We start from the raw sequence: 23,734 nt of genomic DNA, 5'->3' as shown, positions 1-23,734 counted from the left end.
TTATTTTATCGTCCGTGAAAAACCTAGATTTGAGCGAAGTACTCCTTCTGGAATTTCCGGCGCTAAATATTTTGGTGTTCCAAAGATTTCACCTGTTTTTGTTACTCCGACTTCATCATCGATATTTTTTGCAAGACCAAAATCTAAAACTATTGGCGTATTATCACTTGTAACCAAGATATTATGAGGCTTTAAATCACGATGTATTATTTTAAAGTTATGCGCATATGCAATTGCACTGCAAATTTTATGAAACATAGTTAAACACAGCTTTAAATTTCCGTGCTCTTTATTGATCCACTCTTCTAAAGAAATACCCGGAATATACTCCATGGTAAAATACGGCTGTTTATTGCCCTTGTTATCGGTAAAAGTATCAATTTCATACATCTTTATAATGTTATCATGATTTAGTTTTGCAATAGACCGAGCTTCAGTAGTAAATCGTTGCCAAGATTTTTCAGTGGCATTATGTAATATTTTTAATGCACATTCCCTATTTAGTTGTATATCCAAAACATGATAGACAACGCCCATGCCACCGCGCCCTAGCTCTTTGATAAGTTTGTATTTGTTTTGAATATTCACGGCATCCTCACGTTAAATAGGCATAGATCGTAGTTTGTAAAAAAAAATGCTCCAGAACATTGATTGTTCCAGAGCATTATCATTGCTAATACAAATAAAGTTTTCGATTGAACTTTACTTACACATCGAAAGAGCCGCGTAAATTTCCAGTTGCACTCTCTACTGCTTCCACAATTTTATTACTTTGAACCAATGATTTCATATTGTTGTGATCTGGATAGAGAGGTCTATCTTCACCTAAATGATCAACCACTTCACGAATAGCTTTGTGCGCTGCTGAAGTTCCTATTCCCGGTTTAAAATCTCTAAAGTCAAGTGCTTGCGCAGCAGCCATCATTTCAATACCTACAATACCATAAGCATTATCGAGTATCTGGCGCATTTTAATAATACCATTCATTCCCATACTAACAAAATCTTCTTGGTCTGCAGCAGCGGGAATAGATTGGTTACTTGCAGGATGAGAAAGTATTCTTTGTTCTACAATTAGCATATCAGAAGTGTATTGGGATAACATCATACCAGAGAACATACCAGCACCTTTTGTCAAGAAGGCAGGTAAACCTGTACTTAGTGCTGGATTTAAAAGGCGATTCATACGTCTTTCAGCCAAAATGCACACCATGTTCACCGCAACAGCAACCATGTCTAGAGGTAAGGCGATTGGCGTTCCTTGAAAATTTGCTCCAGTTAAAACAGTATTGCTATCTGGCAAGAAAATGGGGTTATCCCCTACGCCGTTAATTTCAATAGATACTTGGCTGTGGAGGTAACGAATGGCATCGCGTGCAGCACCGACAACTTGCGGAGTTGAGCGCATAGAATAGGCATCTTGTACGCGTGTTTTATGATTTCCTGTTAGAAGATCAGAACCCTTTATCACTTGCCGTAAATTTTCAGCGCAAGTAACAGCTCCGTTAAAACCACGCAACTCATGTAAACGATTATCATACGGCTTCATATTTGCCATCAGTGCTTCAAGCGACATTGCCGCAGCGATATCGATGTGTTTCATCAGTCTTTCGATATCGTGTAGGAGTATACAACTAATTCCTGCTACAAAATTCGAACCATTGATTGTCGAAAGTCCATCGCGCGCTTCTAGTCCAGGAATAGGAATTTTTGCGTGCTCCATCGCTTCTCGCGCCGGGAGTCTTTTCCCTTGATAAAAAGCTTCACCTTCTCCCATTAAAAGCATCGCCACTTGACTCATTGGAGCGAGATCACCGCAAGCTGCAACACTTCCTTTTTCACAAACAACAGGAGTGACTCCCTTGTTAAGAAGAGCTATTAGCGTTTCAGTAATTTGCGGACGACAACCTGAGTGTCCATGAGCATGAACATTGATGCGCGTCGTCATTGCTGCGCGAACAAATTCAATTGGAAATGGTTCACCTATTCCAGCAGAATGATTGTAAATGAGATATTTCTGAAACTTTTTTATTTGTTCATCATCAAGAACTATTTCAGAAAACTCACCTATCCCTGTATTTACGCCGTACATAATTTCTTTGGCTTGGATTTTTTCTTCCAACATTGCACGACATTTTTTTATTTCTTGCCAACATTCAGAATGAACTTCTAGTGGTTCGTTATGACGGGCAACTTTAACAACTTCTTCGGTTGTCAAATCTTTTGCTTTTAATGTAATGGCCATTTTTTACTACTTTCCAGATCGCTTGATTTGCTCGACGAGTTTCTCTATTAAATCGTCAACACGGTAACTACCTAAATCTTTTTTCGCTATTGCAGCATGTTTTAAAGCTATCTCATAATTCTTTTGTTCGGCAAAACATTTTGCCAATTGTAAGTGATATTCACCTTTTTTATCTGAGTCTGGGAGAGCTTTTAGCAATTTTTGATATAGCGGAATTAAAGATGGATGCCTTTGTACTTTTTCTGGAGACACTTTTTCAAAACGCATAAGTTGCACAACTTGCGTTTGGATTAAATTCTCCATATTTTCTTCAATTTTACGATTTTGATCAGCAATATCTTGCCACTGTTGCAATGCCTCATATTTACTGCGATTTGCGACATAAACATCAATACTTTTGTTATAAGTGTTTATTAACTGTTTGGCAATATCTCGGGATAAACTTTCAATTTGATCATCTTTTACAAGCGACTGTATATTACTGTCTTTATCTTCATAAAATCTACTTGTTTGAGTATTTGCTTCTCTTAGAAGATCAATTGCATTTGCTATATTGTTTTGTTCTAGTTCTAAGCGGCTCTGAGTAACAAGATTTTGAATGTGCTTTTTCGTTACATCACTTCGCATATTGAGAACTTTTAAATATAACGGATCAGTAAACGATTGTTTTTTAAGACTACTAACATAACCTTGCTTACGTTCACGTATAAAATCTTGGACATCGCGCAACTGTGCTTCTAACTCTGCAAAATCAGCAATATTACTAGGTGGGTTGTTATACAATAAAAAAGCTGTACCTTGTGCAAGATATATTTGAGTTTGGCGATTATATGATTGATTTAACTCGCGCATAACAGCATTAATATCACCGCGGCCACTGCTACTAAAAGTAACTTGCTGTTCTTTTAAATTATCAATTTGCCTTTGTAAAGTAATTTGTCTATAACGGTGAATTTCTTTAAGTAAGTTGTATGCAGGATGATAATCGCTTTGTAGTTGCAAGCATTTTTGATAGTAAATAATCGCATTATCAAGTTCTGCAATTGCAGCATATGATCGTGCTGTTAAGTAATATATTTCAGGGTTTTCATTATTAACAAGCAGTGGCTCGAGTTCTTGCAAAGCTTTTTCTGCTTCGTTGTTTTCAATGTAATAAATACTTTTTTGTAATGGATCGGTCGGAATTGCGCGGATCTTTGCTTTAGTAGGACGTTGTATCATTTGACAACTACAAAGCAGGGCGCATAAAACTATGATAATATGTTTCACGTGATCCTCCGTTTATGGATTTTAGAGAGGTAGTTGAAAATAATATACCAAATTTTACATAGAAATTTTATTCATCAATTAGGCATTTTGAACACGTATAGCCGTAGTTCTATAGTGAAAAATAACAATATCGATGGATAAAAAAGAATGTAAGATAATAAATTATTTTCGGCCACTTCCCTTAGAAAGAAATATTTTGCAATCCAAGAAATTCGATGGCAGTGCCAGCTAACAATTGTTTTTTCACTTTTTCGGAAAAATCACTGTTGATGATTAGATTTCCTGGAACGTGTTCTCCTAGAGGAAAGGGATGATCTGATCCTTGAGCAACTTTATCTGCCCCTATAAGATCGACTAAATATTTTAAAGTGTTTGCATCGTGAACTAAAGAATCGACATAAAATTTACCTAGATATTCTCTTGGATTTACTTGATTTTTAACAGCACATAAATCTGGTCTTACATCAAAGCCGTGTTCTATACGTCCTATAAATTGTAGAAAGAACTTGGTAATTTACGTTCATCGCATTCAGCGATTCGTTTTTCTGATGACCAGCAATTTACATCTACTTTCCTAAAAACTTATCTCCCATCATCATGTTTGCACAACGCGAGTTTTCATGGATCAACTCAATGAAATTACCATAGTCAAATTTTTTAGCCTCGTTCGGCATATACTCAGGTAATATGTGGGCATGAATATCTATTTTCAACATAAGTTTTTACTTTTATCATTATAAAAAGGACTGGCATATTTAAATAATTTTGACTGGTTACTTACTATGGTGTATGGTATAAAATTACAGTGTAAAAAGCAAGAATGATTTTAGGACGTGTCCCTAGAGATGTAATGATAAGATCTAGGACGTGTCGACATTTAGGCTTTTTAAAATTACCGAATTTGTTGGAAAGATAAATATCGACACGCCCTAAAAAAAATAGGACAGGATGTTATGTGCTATACAGTTGAAAGAAAATGCGCCGAAGATTTTGACCGCGCCGACGAATTACAAAAATACCGCCGTCAGTTTTATTTTCCTGAAACAAATGGAAAACCGTATCTATACTTTTGTGGTAACTCCCTTGGTTTACAACCACAAAAAACTGAAGAGTATGTACAATGCGAAATAAAAAAATGGCAGCAAGCTGCTGTTGAGGGGCATTTTACAGGTGAACGTCCGTGGATGGATTATCATGAATTCTTAACCACAAATATGGCAAATTTAGTTGGCGGAAAACCAATTGAAGTTGTGGCAATGAATTCACTAACCACAAACTTACATCTACTCATGGTTTCTTTTTACAGGCCGACGCCACAAAAAAATAAAATTCTTATCGAAAAAAGTGCATTTCCGTCAGATCGCTATGCTGTAGAATCTCAAATTCGCTTTCATGGCTATGACCCAAAAGAGTGCCTTATTGAAATCTCTCCTCCACAAGGAGAATACGAAATTAGTGATGAAGCTTTCGCAGAATGTATCGCACGCGAAGGAAAAAATATTGCTCTCATTTTGTTAGGAGGAGTCAATTACTACACTGGACAATTGTTTCCTATGGAAAAAATTACCAAGTGGGGACACGAACAAAATTGCGTTGTTGGCTTTGATTTAGCTCATGCTATTGGCAACATTCCACTAGAACTCCACAAGTGGCAAGTTGATTTTGCAGTATGGTGTACTTATAAATACCTAAATGGCGGGCCCGGTGGTGTTGGTGGAAGTTTTGTGCACGAGCGCTACGCTGAAGATAGCTCACTTCCAAGATTTTGCGGATGGTGGGGACACGAAAAATCTACGCGCTTTGCTATGCCAGATAATTTTGAAGTTATGTCTGGGGCAGAAGGGTGGCAGCTCAGTAATGCGCCTGTTCTTTCTATGGCAGCACTCATTCCTTCACTCGAAATATTCGCAGAAGTAGGAATGGATAAACTACGTACCAAGAGCTTGAAGCTAACAAGCTACTTCGAATTTTTATTACAGGAAAAATTAAGCAACGAAGTAGAGGTTATTACTCCAAAAGATACAAATAAACGCGGAGCGCAGTTATCACTACACCTCAAAAAAGGTGGTAAAGAAATACACAAAGCATTATTAGAAAACGGTGTAATCTGTGATTGGCGTGAACCAAATAGTATTCGCGTTGCCCCCGTGCCATTATATAACAATTTTCTTGATGTGTGGTTATTTGTCGAAACTTTAGAAACTTTATTGAAGGATAAAAAAGCATGAGAAAAGTTACGATTATTGGTGCTGGACTAGTTGGTTCGTTATTGGCAACTTATCTTGGAAAACGAGGTATAAAAGTTGATCTATATGAACGTCGCGGAGATATGCGTAAAGAGCAAGTTGATGCTGGACGTTCTATCAATTTAGCATGTTCTACTCGCGGGTGGAAAGCTCTTAATGGTGTAGGGTTAGAAGAAGAAGTTAAAGAAGCGGCGATTGCAATGCACGGACGTATGATGCACTCTATATCAGGAGATTTAACATTTCAGCCTTATGGCAAAGAAGGCGAAGCTATTTACTCTATTTCTCGTGCACACCTAAATAAGATTTTATTAGATGAAGTAGAAAAAAATTCCAAAATACATTTCGATCATAAATGCATAGACCTCGACCTCGAAAATGCAACAGTAACTTTTCAAAACGAACAAACAAAGCAGCAAACATCCTGTACATCAGATATCATTTTCGGAGCCGATGGCGCTTTTTCTGCTGTACGAGAAACAATGCGTAAGAAACTTCGCTTTAATTACCAACAACAATATATCGAACACGGTTACAAGGAACTAACTATTCCACCAACTACTGATGGAGAATGGGCATTAGAAAAAAACTTTTTGCACATTTGGCCACGCAAACAATACATGCTTATTGCTTTACCAAACACAGATGGTAGTTTTACTTGTACATTATTCTTAGCATTTCGCGGAGAAAAATCATTTGAAAACTTGCAAACACCGCAGCAAGTATCTAAATTCTTCGAAGAATCTTTTCCTGATATTATACCTTTAGCTCCCAACCTTTTAGATGAGTTCTTTGCAAATCCAACTTCTGGATTAGTTACTATCTCTTGTTCGCCGTGGCAATACCAAGAAAAAATAGCTCTTATTGGCGACGCTGCTCATGCAATTGTTCCATTCTACGGGCAAGGAATGGTGTCAGGCTTTGAAGATGTGCGTATTTTAAATGACCTACTCGATGAATTTCCCAATCAATCTATTCTTCAAAAATACACAAACGCGCGCCAAGAAAACGGTGATGCGATCGCTGCACTAGCACTGCAGAATTTTATTGAAATGCGTGATTTAGTAGGCGACCCAAGCTTTTTACTTCGCAAAAGAATAGAAGCGCGTATTCAAAATTTATATCCAGGAAAATACATTCCTCTTTATTCAATGGTAACTTTTTCTCATTTACCTTACAAAGAAGCTTTATCAGTAGGTAAAAAGCAGAAAAAAATGCTAGACGAGATATTACAAATATCCAATATCGAAAATATCTGGCAAACCGAGAAATTTTTAGAAATCATTCACAAATTTATCACCGTATATCAAAACGATGTCTTTGTAAGAAAATAAAACCTGGAATACAAGTTGCAAATCTTTAGTAATGGAATAACTAATGCGGCAGGTAATGTACTCGAATGGATTCTAAATTTTTATGGAGAGTACATAGCCGCTGATGCTGCCGAAAAACCAGAAGATATTGAATTAGATATAGTGCGCGGTGGTTGTTGGGAATATCGTTTTATATCAAGTCGGTTTCGAGCGAGAAAAACTCTGCATTCGATTTAAATTTAATGAAAGAGTTTTCAACATAGGATAGTCTAGATCGAATAATTTATAATGTTGTAAATGATCCCACATACAAACAACACTTATATCTAAATAAGTAAAGTCTTTGCTATCAAATAATTGTTCTTGCCCATTAAGCCACTTCAAGCCATTCTCAATAGTTTTTCGCGCTTTTTGAAAAACCAAATAGCGATATATATCTTCCATTCCTGCGCGCTGCGCTAAAATAATTTTAACTTCTGCTTCCATTACTCCAGAGGTAATAACAAGTGCGTTTGTATAACTAGGTGTTTTGCAATTTACAGCGAAACGATCTCTACTGTTATATTTATTCACTATGTAACGAGCAATGTTGTCAGAGTCAAAGACTGTGTGCTCACTGTCCTTTAACACTGGGACTTTCATTAGCGGATTATTACAAAAAATATCAGAATTTTCTCCCACATTCCCGATATCACAAAACTCAAAGGGGACAGATAATTCCTGCAATAAAATACGTATTTTTCTAGAAAAATGCGAAAGTGGTGTACCGTAAAGTTTCATAGTTTTATTCATAATTACAAATTTATCTAAAAGAATACAAAATACCAGTGATTACCGCTACCAAAGTCAACGCTACCGCAAACCATTTTAGTTTACTGCTTTTCTTTTTTGCGATACGTCTTTTTCTAACAGAACTTTTAGCTCTAGATGTAGTTTTTGGCCTTTCCTCTGGAAGCGTTCGTCCGTGACGATCACCTATTTGCTTTAATTCATCTCTGGCTTGAGCAGATAAGGTTTGATAAACTTCTTGTGGCGGAATTTGGTGATATATGTGGCCTTTGGTGATTGTTTCTAACTTAGCAACAAACTCCATTGCACTTGCAATGCGATCATCTGTGTGTTTTTGGAGTGCGTGATCTATGAGCTGCGAAAAATCATTAAAAAAAGGAACGTTTTCTTGGTAAATATTTTGAGGAATTACTTTGACTAAGTTCGGTATATTTTCACTTACAATCTTAGTTAAAGTACTTGGAATATCATGTTCTAAAAAAGGGGAGCGTTGTTGCCATGTGAATAACTGGTATAAAATTACTCCCAAAGAAAATACATCACTATTTGCATTAACTTCTCCGCTAAATTGATCAGGACTTGCGTATTCTATTGTTCCAATAAAAGACCCATGTTCACTTAGTTGTGTAACATCAATATTCATATGCTTACCGATACCAAGATCGAGTATTTTAATTCCGCGTTTGTTGATCATAATATTACTAGGTTTTAAATCGCGGTGTAAGATTCCCGCCAAGTTGATTACTTCGACGCCGTAAGCGATATGCAAAGCTAAATTGACAAGTCTTTTTAAATCTGGCCGAGGGTATTTATTTAAAACATCTTCAAGCGTAATTCCTTGTACATATTCCAAAACCATGAAGTTAATAGTTTCGTGCTCAAAAAAATCATACGCACGTATTATGTTTGGATGATTAATGGCAGATAAAAATTGATATTCGCGTTCAAACCTTTTTATTGCTGTATGAATATCAAACATTTCTGGAGGAGGGCTAATTTGTTTCACAGCAACAGCGCGATTGTATTTTAAATCTTGGGCAAGATAAACCTTTGCCATCGCTCCTTCACCTATTTTTTTTACGATTTTATATGTATCTTTGAGTATCATGTCTACGATCCTATAGTTATAATTGACCACTGGTTATATGAATAATAACTTGTTCGATAGATACAATGGGGCTTACCCGAGAAGTTTTCATACGTAGTTCTGTTTCGAGAAGAAATTGCCAAATCGATATAAGTTGTTTTTTAGTAAAGTTTTTTGTAAAACCGGACACTTGACGCTTGGCATACTCTCCAATACTAGAAGAGTCTCCACTAATTCCAAGTTGCCAAATCTGTTTAAATCTATAATGAAGTAATCGCAAAATTTTCAAACCAATATGCATTGGATCATGAGTGCTACTACCATCTTGTTCTTGTAAACCATTCGCAAAAACCTGGCGCATTAAGTTTAAAGAGGTGTCTAGTTTTTTATGAGATATAGCATCTAGCAAATCAAATATATTTATTTTTTTACTTTTACCAACAAGTTTTTCAATATCCTCTAAAGTTATATCTTTCTTGTCCTGTAAAAATAAAGCAATTTTTTGCAATTGTGAGTCTAAACTTTTGAGATCATTTCCAACATACTCGGTTAGAAAAAATGCTGCTTCTGGTGCTAATGTCTTTTTGTATTTTCTTACTCTTGAACATACCCATTTTGCCAAATCACTTTCCCAAGGAGGTAACCGCAACCAAGGCTTTGGTCTATCATACAAAGGTGAACATTCAACACAAGTTGCTAAATTTTTTACTGCTTTTGCAAATTTGGAACGATTATCTAGTTTTGTCAGTTCCATTATCAGCACCGAGTTAGGGTTTGGTGCTTTGTGGTAAGTTTTTAACGGCTCTAACAATTCAGCTGTCATTATATCAGCGTTTTTTAATATAATGAGATTTGTGTCATTAAAAAGTACATCCGAACTCAAATTAGAAATTAGCTCTTGGACACTAAATTGATTATCAACATCGTACTCTGTATAAAAAGCATCAGCTAATTTCTCTTTAACCATAGCAATGCCTTCTTCTTTTAAAAATTTCTCTTTACCATAAAAAATATAAAAATTAGCTATCTTTTTTTTAACTTCTCTTTCAAATTGCATGTAATTCACAAAATTACTCCAACAATTTTGAATGTAAGAATGATTTGAGCTTTTCAGTTGCCGTTTTCATATTGTTAGCTTGCAACGAGCCGCATTCGCCAATGTTGTAATCATACGTCTCGACAGTGATATTTGCGGAATAACTTTTCTTTAATGGCGTATCAAGCCACAATGTTTCTGGGCAGTATCTGAAGTGAAGCACTTCATCTTTGCGTTTTTTACGTCTACCAGTGTGAGAAGTTGTGATTAAAAATATGCCTGAGCCTGGTAGGCAAGATGGGTCACTTATTTCCAAATATTCCATTCCTGGCGAAAGATGTGTTCTCAAGTATAAATCAGGTAATTTTAGTTTTGCTCGCGTAGAGAAGCTTTTAGTGAGTGGTTCGTTTAAGTAAAGTGTATCACCTTCTCGCGAGAAAGTGCAAACTGCATGTGCAAAAAAACCATGTATTTCTATTGTTCCTTTTTTCGGTAGTTCTTGAGCATTGACGACTTTTATTTCCTTGCTCCCTTTTTCTGCATACTCCGCTAATTTAATATTCTGCGATATCTCAGGCAACTGAACAAGACTTCCTCGAACATGATAGTAACGACATGGTTGCATCAAAAGCACGCGAGCAGGTGTTTTATAGTATTTGACTACTTCGTCTTGGACAACTATTTTGCCTCTATCAGGCAATAGATGTGCATTTTCAACTAGAATTTTTTTATTCTGCGATGTTATCGGTTCTGAGGTAACAAACTCTGGCGCACGGCAAAATTCAATTACGGCACCTTTTTTATGAGAATGACGCAGTGGATCTGCAAGGTTTAATCTATTTGGATAACGGTTAAATTCAATTTCTTCTTTAGATTGACTTCCTGGTTCAATGATAATTTTACCTTGTTGTGGAAAACGAGGAACAGAAGAGAAATCAATATCTAAAAATGAATGATGATATGGAATTTTAGTTGTGGTTGTTGCTTCAACTCCGATAATACTGATAGATGTTCCCGAAGCAAAACTCTTATCCATTTTCTTTGTTAATATGAGAGTATTGCTGCCTTTTTCTCTGCGGAAAGGCCATTTTTCTTTTATGCCAAATTTGCCTGTAAAATTGATTTCCGCTGATCCAGATAAAGAAAATGAAGAAGCATCTTCTAAAGTAATAAAGTAACTTCCTTGCGTCGCCTCGTACTTCAAGGTACTCTCAAAAATATTTTCTTCTACTGTTGTTTCTGGTTCATGCGCGCCACTTAATGGTTTGAGTAAATGTAAATATTGTTGGCTCAATTCAAAATGAAAAGTCTCGCGATTGTTTTCCCCCGGGCTAATAATAGCTTGTCCTTTTTTTATGCTTTCAATAGAACCATGCGCCAATATATACTTGGCTCCTGCTGAAAAATCGCGCAATAATCTTAGTTTATGGCTTTCAATTTGAATCATCGCCCCCTTAGAGTGTCTAAATTGTAGAGGTTTTTCCAATTCAAGTTTGATGACAGGTCTTTGGTAAGGAACTCGTTCTTCATTTTTGGTATTTGCGCCAATAATCAAAACACCGCGTATTCGAAACAATTTGCTATTGGGAACTGGTATCAAATAATTCCCTCTTTTTAATTTTTGCTTGGTAACTGCTTGTGGCTGAACAAGACGTATTTCTGTACCAATAGCAATATCTATTTGTACAGGCTCTTCCAAAAGTAAGTTGTTTTTATGAAGTTGATACTCAATATATTTAGATTTTTCTGAGGTGGACACAAGCACAAAGCCGGTTTCAGGAAAACTTATTTTTTCAGGTAGAGCTATTTCTCGGGTACCTTCGCTAATAACAGTTTCTGTTTTAAAACTAGGAGGAACAAGTCTTACCATTACCGGAGCATTAGTGTGAGGCGCATGTCTATATCGAAGAGCTGTTGTCAAATATAACTCACTCTTGTTTTTTATTCGCACATAGCGAAATTCACAAACATCTCCATTGTTACCAATTTTGCCAATACCTCGAAGAGGTATATTGTCTAAGTCACCCGAAAATATATTTAGAGTATCGCTACCCTCTTTACATACACTTGCTAGCTTTGTGATAATTGGTTGTTCTGGTATCCAACGTACAGAAGCACCAGGAGCATGCGAATATTGAGTTGTTTTATGATTACTTTTTTCTTTATCAATATACAACCGAAATTCTTTTCGCGAAAAAGCAGCGTATTCTTCATTTTCAGTACCAGGTGACACAATAATTTTACCTGAATGTGGTAGTGGTTCTTCTGCTTCATCTATTTTTATATAATCGTCGTTTTCGCTACAATCGTTTTTGATGTAAGCTTTATTCGGATAAATGGCGTCTATGAGTTTAGGCATCTCGAGCCATTTATCTCCACCAGAATTGCTAAGTAACTGATAAGCAATACGTTCAACATCAACTTCTATTTTGACCCCAAAACGTTGTAGCGCTAAATCCTCAACGTAATTTTTTATAGAATTGGTATGTATTGGATAAAATGCCCAACGTTCTTTAACCCAGAAAGCATAAGTAATGAGAAGTATTTGCTTGTATACATCTTCTTCAGCGTGTTGAATTAAATGACTAATCACACCGGAGTTATTATTGAGACTATTATGATAAAAGTTATCCAGTAATTTTGAGTTGTACTTGGTGCTCTTACTAAGAAATACAAACAATTCGCGCGTAATAAAACATCCCGACGCAAAAATAATAATGAGGCATGTCCAGGTATAAAAAAACATAAGAGCTAGACTAACCGCAACCGCACAACTCAGTAGTGACACCCACACTCTACTAAAAATACCCATCTCTACGGATATTCCAGGAAATAATACTGGTAAACTTTCTTCACTAATGTTTTTAAAAAGTTTTAAAGTAATTGGTTGTGGCAAAATAAAACTACGTGGGCTTTCTATTTTTTTTAATTTCTTACGCAAACGAAACGCAAAAGAACTAGTGAAATTCTCATGATATGGGCGAAAGAGAACAGCTAATTTCTTATAAGAAGAATTTTTACTATGGTATTTGCGTAGCCATAACGTATACCACTTTCTATAACTACGGTACTCGGTTGATTCATCTCTAAAATAAACAACTAAATCGCGATATTGGTTACGAGGGATAGCTATTTTTACTCCTCGTAGTCTATATTGTTCAAGAATATCCAAGATATCATGATCATTTATTTTTTGATAGTTTTGTTGTTGTAGAAAAACGTGAAATTTTTCCGCAAGGTCTTTCGCATAATACTGTTCTTCTGTATCATTTAAATATACAGGTGACTCTGTATCTGGGTTGAAAGGACGATAATGAGTTTTTAGTTTTTCTAAACTAATAGAAAATTTATCTTTACAAAATGTATTTAATAATTTTGCAAAATATCGAAAATCTTGTTGTTGGTTTGCAGGTAGAGAGTTTGCTAAATTTTCTATTAATTCTTGTTTATCAATAGGAATTTTGTCTTCTATTATTTCGCTCATTAGAGTTCCATATAGTTATAGTGGTTAATAAAGTAAGATCTCTTCGCGTGCCTAAGCACGCGACTCGATATCGTTGATTTGGGTGCGTCTAAAATGAGTTGTTGCAACCTATAAAGATGTAAGTGCAATCGATGACTCAAAATAAACAGATTCTTCTTTTCGTGGATATCTATAAAAGACTACAACAATTCAGTCTTAAATGGTTTTATGATTCCATCGCCAAAAAGTCCATAATTTCTTTTGCAGCTCTTTTACTAGCACCAGGAGAACCCATTTTAGTTCGCATTTCTTCAATATCTTTTATCGATTGTTCGCGTATTTCTCCTTCTTCCCATAAGTTTTTGGCATTTTCAAGTATCTTTACATCCTTTTCTTCTTGAAAAACATGTTCTGGAACAATCTCTCTACCACTAATAATATTAGGTAAGCCTATGAAGTCACATGTGATAAAAGGGAGGCGCTTGAATACAAAGTAGTGAAGTTTTGGTAACCTATAAAAAATAACCAGTGGCCCTTTTAAAAGAGCTGTTTCCAAAGTGGCTGTTCCCGAAGTTACTAAAGTAAGATGAGCATTGATAAGAACGTTATGAGTATCTTTAATAATAATACGCAGTGGAATACTAGGGTACTTGGCAGCAATTTCATTAACCAAATCAATGTATTTATTTGAACCTAAGGCAATAATTACGTGATCAACCCCTTCTAAACTTTCCGCAACCCATAACATTGTACTTAAATTACCCTCTATTTCTCTTTGGCGGCTTCCAGGAAGTACAGCGAGAATTTTTTCTTGTGTGTCTATTTTTTGGTTTTGCAAAAAGTCTTTGTCTGGGTGAAATTTCTCTAGCTTATCCAGTATCGGGTGTCCAACATAGTTGACCGGGACATTTGCTTTTTCATAAAAAGGAACTTCAAAAGGAAAAATAACAAGCATTTTACTCATGAATTTTTTTATTTTTTTGATACGCCAAGGTGCCCATGCCCATATTTGCGGTGTGATGAAATAAATACATGGTATTTTTCTTTTGTAGGCGTGTGTTGACAAATACATATTAAAACCAGGATAATCAATCAGTACAATAAGATCAGGACGCTTTTCTGCAAAAGAATTAAGAGAAATTTCTAGAAAGCGCATTACTTTCGGTATTCCAAGAATAACCGGAATAAAACCCATTACTGAAAATTCTTTAACTAAGTTGTATAAAAAATTAACGCCTTTTTCTTTCATACAATCACCTCCCAAACAAGAAACCTCTATATCAGGATCTATGTTTCTTAAGTGGGTGATGAGCTGTGCACCATAAATGTCTCCAGACGCTTCACCAGCGACAATAAAAATATGCTTACTCATGTAGAATTCCAAAAAAGATAGTTGTGAAAGTCAAGGTTGTGGTTGTAGTTGAAGCATTCAAGAATTTGTTTGCTAAACTTAATTATGATTTGATTTATTTTCGTGGACCCAGCGTTTTTAAGTTGGGTGTGTCCAAATGAGCTCTCATTGTTATGCGGTAACTATGTTTAATTAGACAATCTTATAATTTTAGGCATGTCATTTTTTTGCGATGCCCTTTTACTTCGCAAGCTTTCCTCTCCACAGGACCTATGCATCTCTTTTGTAAAAACAAAATGGTTGTGAATACCCCATGTATTGCCTTTGAGAATCTATATTCCTTCCTGTTGGAGGAGAAATGCGAAGCTCTTAAGCTTTACCAAAGACGCATCGCATTAATATAGGCTTTAACAGAAGAAAAGCTAACTTTGCAATAGTTTGCGGACTAGAAGAATAGATAACATAAATGCTAAAATAATACCAAGACAACTTTCTAACATTACTATTGCCCACATCCATAAACTGCTCTGCAAAGATGTACTCATTGCAGTTCCTGGTATTATCGCTTTTAAACTTAACTCTAAACCAGCGAATATTCTTTGGTTTTGCTCAAAAAAGCTATACGAGTCTAAACCAAGCTTTTCACTAATAAGTAGATCTGTTGGTTGTAGATGTTCTGGAAAAACAAAAGCGTATATGCTAGCAAAAAAAGTACAAAGTAGAACACCAAGTATGATTATATTTTGCGGACGTGTTCCATAGCGACTACCAATATCCAGAAATAACCAATTTACAAATCTTTCACCTATGCTCATTGGATTGAACCAATTGATTTTCTTAGAACGTCTTTCAGCACGTTTAGCGTGATAGTGAGCCCAGTCTTTATCTTGGAGGCGCCTTTGCTTATCCATAATGCGTTTAAGAGTAAGATATTCTTGGCGTATCATTTCTTGATTCTTTTCACTATCGCAAACCAGCTTTTTCTCTACTTGATCGCGGTGAATAACAACATAATCACCAATCATACCGCGAAAAGACATGCGTCCATTAAATGCGCATTCGGTAAAGTCAACTTTTTTATAAAAAATCGCTCGTGAAAAATTTGTGGTATTTTCAAAGGTACTCTCTAAAAAAGAGGCATCTTCAGAAAAAATTGCTTCATGAAAGTGAGTAATTCCTTTGAAATAACTTTGGATAAAATCTGCTTGATTCAAAGAAGCCTTAGAGAAATCTGTCATTGCTGAAAAAGTCACATTTTCAAAACACTGATTTGCTGTCGCCAATACTTTATGAAAAAATGTATCCTCGAAAAATTCTGTACGCCGAACTTCAAATTCTCCGTTGATACGTGCCTCTGAAAAGTCTGCCCGTCCGTTGAAAACACATCCTTCTAAACAAAAGCCTTTTGCAATATGCATTTTTTTGAAACTACCAATTTTATCAAATGTGGAATTAATTACCTCGACATTTGATTTGCAGTGCGTATTGCAAAAATACGCTTTTTGAAAATAACTACTCGAAATGTATAAACGGTCTTCTATATTACTTCCTTGAAATTCGGCATTATCTTCAAAGCGACATCCTGTCATTGTAAATTCACCGCGAAAATTAGATTCTTTACAGTTGAAACTGAGAATATTGCTATTGGCGATAAATACTTCTTTTTCAAAAGCACATCGTTGGATTTGAGCATTGCTGTTCCAAGTAGAATCGAGAATAGTCACTTCTTTAGATGCAACGACTCCGTCCCATACAATTTCGCCATCAACCTCAACTCTTTTTAGTTTGATAGAATCGCGAAATAAACTTCCAATATTACTGGAAAGACTAAAGTGTTGACTAATCTTAGTATCTTCAATAATAAATGGGCCATTAAAATCGGAACCATCACAAAGAATAGAACCAATTTGACATTTAGAAATACGAATAGGATCAACAAAATTATAATTGCGAAGATCCAATAAATCTAATTTGGCGTTTTGTAATATTTCTCCATTTTTTATTTTTTCAAGTGCTTGCTCTGAAGACTTATCTTCCATCTCTTTGACAAGAGGAGAACTTTTTAAACTCAAAGTTTCCGAATATAAGTTTTCATCTAGGCGAGTTTTTTCTTCGTCGGAGGTAGATTCAAAAAATAGAGTTTCAGGCGCGCGTTGTTCACGTAAAGAGGTATCTAATTCTGAAAGTAGTTGGTTTGTCACTTTTAGTCTGTTAATAGAATCCATTTCTTTTTCATCAACAGAAAAAGATTCCGTTTTTGCGCTGGTTAACCCTTCTTCAGAACTTTCTTCGAAGAAACTGTCTATAGGCATTTGCTTTTTTATAAGATGTTGATTATGTTCTGCGATTGTTTCGGTTTCGCTAGCTTTCTTGCGTTCATCCGCGATTACTTCCGTTTCGCTGGTTTTATTATCTTCATTTGCGATTACTTCTATTTCGCTAGCTTTCTTACTTTCATCTTCTGAAACATGCAAATCAATTCTAGTGTCGTTATATTCGTCGGGTTCTTCATCTTTTTTAGCAAATTTTTTGGGTATTTTTAAACCTTTGTCGTCTTCTTCCGTTTCTTCTACCTCTTTTTTGCGGTTAAAATTAAACTTCAATTTTGTTTTAGGCATGCTCTTTGTCGTTGAGTCAAGTTTTGCTCTAACTTCGATCATTACTTGGGAATATACACATTCCCATGTATCAAGAATTTCTTGAGCTGAACCTTCTCCGCTAGCAAAATGTTTTTTCTTTAGCTTGTTAAAAGAAGTGTTGAAAGCTTCTACTTTTTCATCAACGTTATCAACAAGATCTTTTTTGGTATACTGCATAACCATAGAACGAAACATCAGTTTTTCGTCTATTTTTTTGAAAGCCGCTTCCAGTTTTTTATAACTTTCTGCAGCTTCTTCTGTAGTAGAATTTAGGTCAGCAGCAAAAATGATCCCATCAACGCTTTCGAGTAAAGACAGTACTTTTTTAGAGTGAAGTCCTTCCTCTGGTATGCAGTATATTCCACATTTAATTTTCATTCCAGCAAGTGCTTTTCTCGGAATGTGGATAAAATGATGGACAATCACATCATCAAAATTTTCATCTTGTATTTTAGTTTTTTGTTTTGACTCAAGATGCTTATGTAGGCTATGAAGCGTAGTTTTTTTACCTACACTGTCTCGACCATAATAAATAAATTTTAAGCTGATTTCTTTTTGGAAGAAATTTGTTTGTACCATCGAAATTCACCTTCTAATCGTGGAGGGGATCTTTTCCAATCTATACTTACTCTTTTGGTGCAAGTGGGTTACTTTTTTGTTTTAAATCTCTTTACTTGTTTATTTTTCTCATCTTTAAAAATAATCGCAGCGGTTTCATATTTTTGCTCAGTAGTTACATCTTTGTATTCGCCCTTACCTGTATCAGGGTTGATACGAACAAAAACCTTTTTTGTGATTTTTCTTGTGCGTTCTGCACGAGTAGTTAAGTGAAGAAGCTTCCAACCAGGAACAAAATCCATACGCTTATCTAAACCAGAAACCTTAACGTTTTTGGCTTCAATGTCCGCACCTTTTTTTATGGTGCAGGTGGTTTCGCGATTTTGCCCTTTGTAGTAACGACGTAATTTAATAAAAGCACTTTCTCCCGCTACACCTAAAAGCTCAATCTCATACAAAGATTTAATTTTACCTTTTTTGGTGCCGCTAAAATCACTTAATACAGCTTTCTTTCCCTTTACTTCGCCTTCGCCACCACCTTTTGCTGCGGTGTTAAAGCTATAGGCACGTACTTTATAAGAATATAGAGTTTTGGTTTCTACTTTTTCATCGACAAAGCTAGTAGTACCACTACCAAAAGTATAGCGCTTTCTCTTGGATTTGCCTTTAGGATTTCTCCAAAGTTTTACTAATTCGTAGCCGGCTACTTTTGTCATTTGTCGTTGTTTGCCAGTTTTGTCTCTTAATGGAAACGGAGCACGCCACTGCAAAGAAAGTTTTTCTTTACCAACACTAACCTGAAGTCCTGTAGGCTTACTAATCCACTGATCTTCAGGAGGAACTTCGCGTTCAAATGTGATGTTTGCCGAAGGGTAAATAGATTTGAATCCTGGAGAAGGTGACAAAGCCGTGGTGTTGTTCCAGTTAGCCTCTACTGTCTTGCTATAGTCCATATTCTCGTCAGGTGGTGTTTTACTTGCTCTTTTCATCTTTGCGATCTTTTTTTGCGATCTTTCTACTTTGGTGATCAAAGCGTCCGCTCTTGCATCCCCTGCTCCCATATACCAAAAACCGTTGAATGCGATGCAAACAACAAAAGCAAGGATGTGCCCGTATTGTACTAATAACTCTTTAGGATCTTGGTCTTGCATTTGACTGAGCCTTTCTCAAATTTTACACGAGGTTTGTTTATGATACTATGGAGCAGCTGTTTTAGGAGCATGCTCAAAATTATTTTCATGATTGTATTCTATATTCTATAATATTTCAACAGCGATTTTATATTTTTTGGAGTTCACTTAAAATCACGTCAATCTTCTTACTACTGTTGTAATATTTTTCATAATTCTTATAAGCTTCACGCCTTTCATTGGTGTTTTCATTATTTTTGTATTTTTCCAAATGAAAGTTTGCAATTGTGATAAGATCACTTGCGAGCTTGTCTAAAAAAGATCTTGCTGCTGTTAAAATATAGCGGTCATTATAAATTTCTTGGTGTTTTTGTGGAGTATTTAATATCTTAACAGCACCGTGAATTGTTTCGATATTTCTAATGGTTATGTTGTCTGAATTAAAAGAAAATAGAGTTTTTGATAGTAGTAGTCGTGCTTCACCGAAACTAGTGTTTTCTTGAAGAAGCAAAATCTCAATTTTTTTTAATCGTTTAAGAATTTCTTGGTACCCTTTGTTTTCATCGTTGGCAAACGGCCAGAGGCGTTGTGCTTTTTTTGCAAGTTCTAAAGCTTCTTTATAGAAAAAATTACTTACTTTTTTGTCTGTTTTTTTCAAAAGCGCAATCGCTTCTTTCTTGTTGCGATTCATTTTCTTTTGTTTCAAAGCTTGCTGATAGACGTTTTCTAATTTTGTAAGAGCGTTCTGCAATGAGGGTTCTTTATTCATTTTTTGGGTTAATTTTTTTGCATATTCCAAAGAAATAATTGCTTTCTCAAAGTCGTTCAACTTCATATAATTCTTCGCTTGTAGTATTCTCTGAACCACTTCGTTTTTTATTTGTAAGAGTTGTCTTTGTGAAAGCTTTCGTTTTGAAATTGCTTCTACTTCTTCTAACGTTTGCGCTACGAGTTTGAGAGTAGCACTATTGTTTTCGACAATAATATGCCTACGTACAATAGGAAAATTAACATTATTCATATTTTTCATGATCATCAAAAATATAGGCGCTTTTTCAGTATCTTCGATTTTAAAACTGCCTGAAATGTCTGTAGTTCCGCGATAGTTCTTGGAATTATCAGAAAACCCCTCGTAACTGGTAAAGATAGAAAAGGCTTCTTGCGACTGCTCTTCGTGATTTATTAATTTTATTTTTTGAAAACCACCTGTAAAATAAATTTTCTGAGCTGTTTCAAAACCACGCAATTTGTAATCGCCTAGTACATCAATCTTACTATACACAAAAGTACCAACTGAAAGCAACTCACCTATTTGAGCATAGGTATTGACAATACGTGCGTTTTGTCGATACAAATAAAAAGTATGTCCTCCACTCTTTAGTATACTACGCATAGTCGTGTTATTCCCGCGCAAAAACAAATAGTGTTCTTCTTCTTTTTTTACAACAATACCTTCAATACCAAATATCTGTGGAATAATACTACAAATATCTTTGGCAAGGGTTTCATTTGAGTTAAAAGAACGACGCACTATAGGACTAAATGTTCTGGTTTTTGGGCAAAAAGCTCTCATAACAAAATAACGATCGTATCCATGAATTTCAATAGCTAAAAAATGCTCTTGTTTGAGAGTACTTAACATTTTTTTCGGTATATCTTTCACTGAAGAAGCTTCAATAATTCTTTTTGTTAATGCAGTGTGGTAATATTTTGCATTGTAAAAATTTTCATAGTTATTTGATAATCTATCTTCAAATTGAGCGCGAAGTACTCTTTCATAAACCTGGTGATAAGGCATATCAACAAGTTGATATAGTATGGCAAGTGGATAAGGCTTGTGAAATTGTTCACTGTTTTGTTCACCTAGTAATTGTAATACTTCTTCATTTTGTATTTGTGCAAAAGTAAAGGTCAAACTCATTACCACACATAACCATTTCATCACTATACCTCTTACTCTAATTCGTTTGGATTACGAAAAATGTTCTCTGGCCATAAAAAAGATCGACGACGAAGTTGAGTAAGCATACCTTTCAAAGCGCTTACTATTTTTTCATTTTGCAATCGACGGCGTATTTCAGGCTGTACTTCTGTAAAAGGAACGGCTCCTCCTTCTACCATATCTTCTATTTTCACAATTTGACAGTAGGATTCACCATCGAGCATGATAGGTTCGCTTATTTCTCCTTTGCTCATACTAAAAGCAATATCATCTACTTCTTTTGGCAATTCCCCTTTACCGATAAAATCCCATACTTCTTTATTATCTTTTAATTTTCGCGGCCAATCTCCACCGCTTTCAGCATAAGGGTCATTAGAGTATAGTTTTGCTATTTCTGCAAAATCAGCTTCGTTACGAAGTTCGCGAACAATTGATTCTGCTTTGGCGCGTGTTTGTTCACGGCCATCATTTTTACTGTAAAACAAAGTTATAATACGCGTTTTTATCTTAGGAGGTTTGGTATATTTACCAAGGTTATCTTTATAGTACTGGCAAATTTCAGCGGGTTGTACAAAAGTATCAATATCAGCACGCCGTTCACCCCCTTGAGAGTATGCAGAACGAGCTTGTAGCAAGTTGCGTAATAATTCTCGCGAATAAAAAACGTCTTCTAGAGCAAATTCATCTAGCCCACGTGTTTCTTTTTGTTTCTTTAGCTGTTTTTCAACTTGCTTCTTAATATTTTCGCGATTAGGCAGCTCTAGCTTATATTTTTTAGCTTCTTGCTGCATAAGTAGTGTATCGACCATATCACGTAATTTTGCTTGCATACTTGCTGCTTTACGTAATTCTTTTTGCTTTCTTGGCAAGCCGGAAGCTTCAATACTCTGAATGATACTTTTTACTTTTTTGAGTACATCTCCATATGTTATTATATCTTTGTTTACAATAGCTACAATAGTATCCGATCTTTGCTGCTGACTAAATATTGGCACGCAAATAAGAAAAACACAATATAGCCATTTCATAGGTAACTCCTGAGGAAAAGATGGAAAAACAACAAAAAACAATAATGATAAATACAGATATCGAAAAATGCTACAAAACTATCTGCGATTTTGAAACATACCCACAGTGGCAAGACACAATCAAAAACATATCTGTTTTAGAAAGAGATACAAAAAATCGTCCTATTATTGTAGAGTACGATGTAAAAATACTTGTAAAAAAATTAAACTATACCCTGCGCTACGAGTACGACGAAGAAAAACACACTCTAACTTGGGGCTATGTTGGTGGTGATCTCAAAAACATTGAAGGTAGTTACGTCTTTGCTAAAGTAAACGACCAAACAACATCAGCAACTTGTAATTTCGAAATAGAGTTAGGGCTATGGGTTCCTAAAAAAATAATGAACACATTAAAGAACGTCAGCTTAGTCGATTCAATGAACGCTTTGAAAAAACGCGCTGAGAACTTACAATAACATATTACTCCCTGCGAGAGCAGGGAATGAGTCCTATATTTCTTAACAGTAGCCCTATACACGGCTGTTAAAGAGAATTCTACGAGATATCTTTATCTTCATCTTTCTCGTTTTCGTCTTTCTCGTTTTCGTCTTTCTCACCAACTTTTTTCTCACGCTTTTCGCGCTTTTCTTTCAGACGCTTTAATTTTCGTTCAGCATAAGCATTGCTAAATTTTTTCGCTTGTTGTCGTTCTACAACAATTCCATACCCTAGTAAAATACAAGTAATTGCAAATATGAGGAGAAAAACTACAGTTATTTTCTTTTGTTGATGTGTTTGAACTTGTGGTATTAATTTAACATTTTTTCCCAAAAAGTATGGGTTTTTTGCTTCACCACCGGACGTTGTTTCATAAATCCATATTTTGAAAAACATCGCGTACAGTTCAACAGCTTGTCCTTTCTTGATACCTTCTGGCGGATCAGTAATAGTAAATAAATACAGGCGACCATCGGAAGAGAAAATAACGCCGCGCCACACCACTAGGCCTTTAATATTTCGCTTGTCTGCGTATTTTCCTTTTAAGACTTCTTTGTCTAGTTTTACTAGCTCTCCCTTAATGCGCATAAATTTTCCACGCAATTGATCGCGTTCTTTAATTTTTATTAAATTGCGCCATCCAAGATTAGGATCTGTTTGTTCTTCAATTTGTTTATTAGTCGTAAAAAGAAGCTTGTGAACAAAATAATAATAGGCTTCAGTCGTTATATATTTTGAGTCTAGAATATTTTCTTCTGTAAACTTTTTTTCCACAAATTTTGTTGGCTTTATTTGTTGTTGTTTCTCTTTGTCATATTCTAACTCAAAGTCTTCGTAGTCGTTTGAAGAACTGTCTTTTATTTTTTTAATATCATTTTCGATATTAGATACAATATAAGTACCTATCGCACAGGCCATAAAGAAAAGAATGCCTAAGGAAACCCACTCTTTTCGCGATGCAATAGATGTTTTATTTTGCGACATAAATTTTCCTCATTGTTATTGGAATACTTGTTATTTTGGTGGGATTTAGGTTTGCGACCACAAAGCAAAAACAGTAGGTCAATGTAAAATACATTTGCAAACTGTTCCTGGAAATTCGATTTAAAGTGGCCTGAAAATTTTTAGGAAAATTGAGTAGATGAGCGGAAAAGAATA

The 23,734-nt window shown here is 35.4% G+C and carries 17 protein-coding genes; 4 read left to right on the top strand and 13 right to left on the bottom strand.

The features are described from left to right. The 3 genes from UABHE_RS03020 to UABHE_RS03010 form a co-directional block, all read right to left on the bottom strand. A complete protein-coding gene (locus UABHE_RS03020) occupies positions 1-588 on the bottom strand; it encodes a serine/threonine-protein kinase (protein ID WP_372368744.1) in 588 nt (195 codons plus the stop codon). A gap of 118 nt (positions 589-706) precedes the next feature. After that, positions 707-2,245, bottom strand: coding sequence for a histidine ammonia-lyase (gene hutH, locus UABHE_RS03015; protein WP_372368743.1), 1,539 nt, complete (start codon positions 2,243-2,245; stop codon positions 707-709). Between the two features lie 6 nt (positions 2,246-2,251). Beyond that, the gene (locus UABHE_RS03010) at positions 2,252-3,514 is read right to left on the bottom strand and encodes a tetratricopeptide repeat protein (RefSeq protein WP_372368742.1); all 1,263 of its coding nucleotides are present in this window, start codon (positions 3,512-3,514) and stop codon (positions 2,252-2,254) included. Positions 3,515-4,467: 953 nt separating this feature from the next. Here UABHE_RS03010 and kynU point away from each other — a divergent pair. From kynU to UABHE_RS02995, 3 genes are read left to right on the top strand one after another with little or no spacing between them, the layout of a single operon-like run. Beyond that, a complete protein-coding gene (kynU, locus tag UABHE_RS03005) occupies positions 4,468-5,742 on the top strand; it encodes a kynureninase (RefSeq protein ID WP_372368740.1) in 1,275 nt (424 codons plus the stop codon). Further along, on the top strand, positions 5,739-7,094 hold the full coding sequence (locus UABHE_RS03000) for an FAD-dependent oxidoreductase (protein WP_372368739.1): 1,356 nt from the start codon (positions 5,739-5,741) through the stop codon (positions 7,092-7,094). The genes kynU and UABHE_RS03000 overlap by 4 nt, the downstream gene beginning before the upstream one ends. 15 nt (positions 7,095-7,109) lie before the next feature. Next, a complete protein-coding gene (locus UABHE_RS02995) occupies positions 7,110-7,310 on the top strand; it encodes an SUMF1/EgtB/PvdO family nonheme iron enzyme (RefSeq protein ID WP_372368738.1) in 201 nt (66 codons plus the stop codon). Here UABHE_RS02995 and UABHE_RS02990 read toward each other — a convergent pair. The 9 genes from UABHE_RS02990 to UABHE_RS02950 all read right to left on the bottom strand — a co-directional run bounded on the left by UABHE_RS02990 (position 7,269) and on the right by UABHE_RS02950 (position 22,096). Further along, the gene (locus tag UABHE_RS02990; protein WP_372368736.1) at positions 7,269-7,853 is read right to left on the bottom strand and encodes a glutathione S-transferase family protein; all 585 of its coding nucleotides are present in this window, start codon (positions 7,851-7,853) and stop codon (positions 7,269-7,271) included. The two genes, UABHE_RS02995 and UABHE_RS02990, sit on opposite strands and share 42 nt — an antisense overlap. A 22-nt stretch (positions 7,854-7,875) precedes the next feature. Beyond that, positions 7,876-8,970 carry a serine/threonine protein kinase gene (locus UABHE_RS02985; RefSeq protein ID WP_372368734.1) on the bottom strand — a complete coding sequence of 365 codons (1,095 nt, stop codon included), beginning with the start codon at positions 8,968-8,970 and terminating at the stop codon, positions 7,876-7,878. A gap of 16 nt (positions 8,971-8,986) precedes the next feature. Further along, complete coding sequence (gene holA / locus UABHE_RS02980; RefSeq protein WP_372371556.1) at positions 8,987-10,006, bottom strand: DNA polymerase III subunit delta; 1,020 nt, start codon at positions 10,004-10,006, stop codon at positions 8,987-8,989. A 13-nt stretch (positions 10,007-10,019) separates the two neighbouring features. Beyond that, positions 10,020-13,469, bottom strand: coding sequence for a DUF3754 domain-containing protein (locus tag UABHE_RS02975; protein WP_372368732.1), 3,450 nt, complete (start codon positions 13,467-13,469; stop codon positions 10,020-10,022). 205 nt (positions 13,470-13,674) lie between these two features. Further along, on the bottom strand, positions 13,675-14,820 hold the full coding sequence (gene lpxB, locus UABHE_RS02970) for a lipid-A-disaccharide synthase (RefSeq protein ID WP_372368730.1): 1,146 nt from the start codon (positions 14,818-14,820) through the stop codon (positions 13,675-13,677). 401 nt (positions 14,821-15,221) lie between these two features. Next, entirely contained in the window at positions 15,222-18,017 is a 2,796-nt protein-coding gene (locus tag UABHE_RS02965; protein WP_372368729.1) for a pentapeptide repeat-containing protein, read from the bottom strand. 68 nt (positions 18,018-18,085) lie between these two features. Continuing rightward, a complete protein-coding gene (locus tag UABHE_RS02960; RefSeq protein ID WP_372368727.1) occupies positions 18,086-19,147 on the bottom strand; it encodes a hypothetical protein in 1,062 nt (353 codons plus the stop codon). A 127-nt stretch (positions 19,148-19,274) separates the two neighbouring features. Continuing rightward, positions 19,275-21,068 carry a hypothetical protein gene (locus UABHE_RS02955; RefSeq protein WP_372368726.1) on the bottom strand — a complete coding sequence of 598 codons (1,794 nt, stop codon included), beginning with the start codon at positions 21,066-21,068 and terminating at the stop codon, positions 19,275-19,277. 11 nt (positions 21,069-21,079) lie between these two features. After that, a complete protein-coding gene (locus tag UABHE_RS02950; RefSeq protein ID WP_372368725.1) occupies positions 21,080-22,096 on the bottom strand; it encodes a peptidyl-prolyl cis-trans isomerase in 1,017 nt (338 codons plus the stop codon). Between the two features lie 20 nt (positions 22,097-22,116). On the opposite strand from UABHE_RS02950, the gene UABHE_RS02945 reads away from it, so the two are divergent. After that, positions 22,117-22,554: an SRPBCC family protein gene (locus tag UABHE_RS02945; RefSeq protein ID WP_372368724.1), complete on the top strand. Its 438-nt coding sequence runs from the start codon at positions 22,117-22,119 to the stop codon at positions 22,552-22,554. Between the two features lie 79 nt (positions 22,555-22,633). Here UABHE_RS02945 and UABHE_RS02940 read toward each other — a convergent pair whose 3' ends face one another. Continuing rightward, positions 22,634-23,560 carry a hypothetical protein gene (locus UABHE_RS02940; RefSeq protein WP_372368723.1) on the bottom strand — a complete coding sequence of 309 codons (927 nt, stop codon included), beginning with the start codon at positions 23,558-23,560 and terminating at the stop codon, positions 22,634-22,636. Positions 23,561-23,734 lie beyond the last annotated feature (174 nt).

It is taken from the genome of Candidatus Uabimicrobium helgolandensis (assembly GCF_041508025.1).
GTDB classification, from domain to species: Bacteria; Planctomycetota; Uabimicrobiia; order Uabimicrobiales; family Uabimicrobiaceae; genus Uabimicrobium; species Uabimicrobium helgolandensis.
This window is presented reverse-complemented; position numbering and strand designations above follow the sequence as displayed.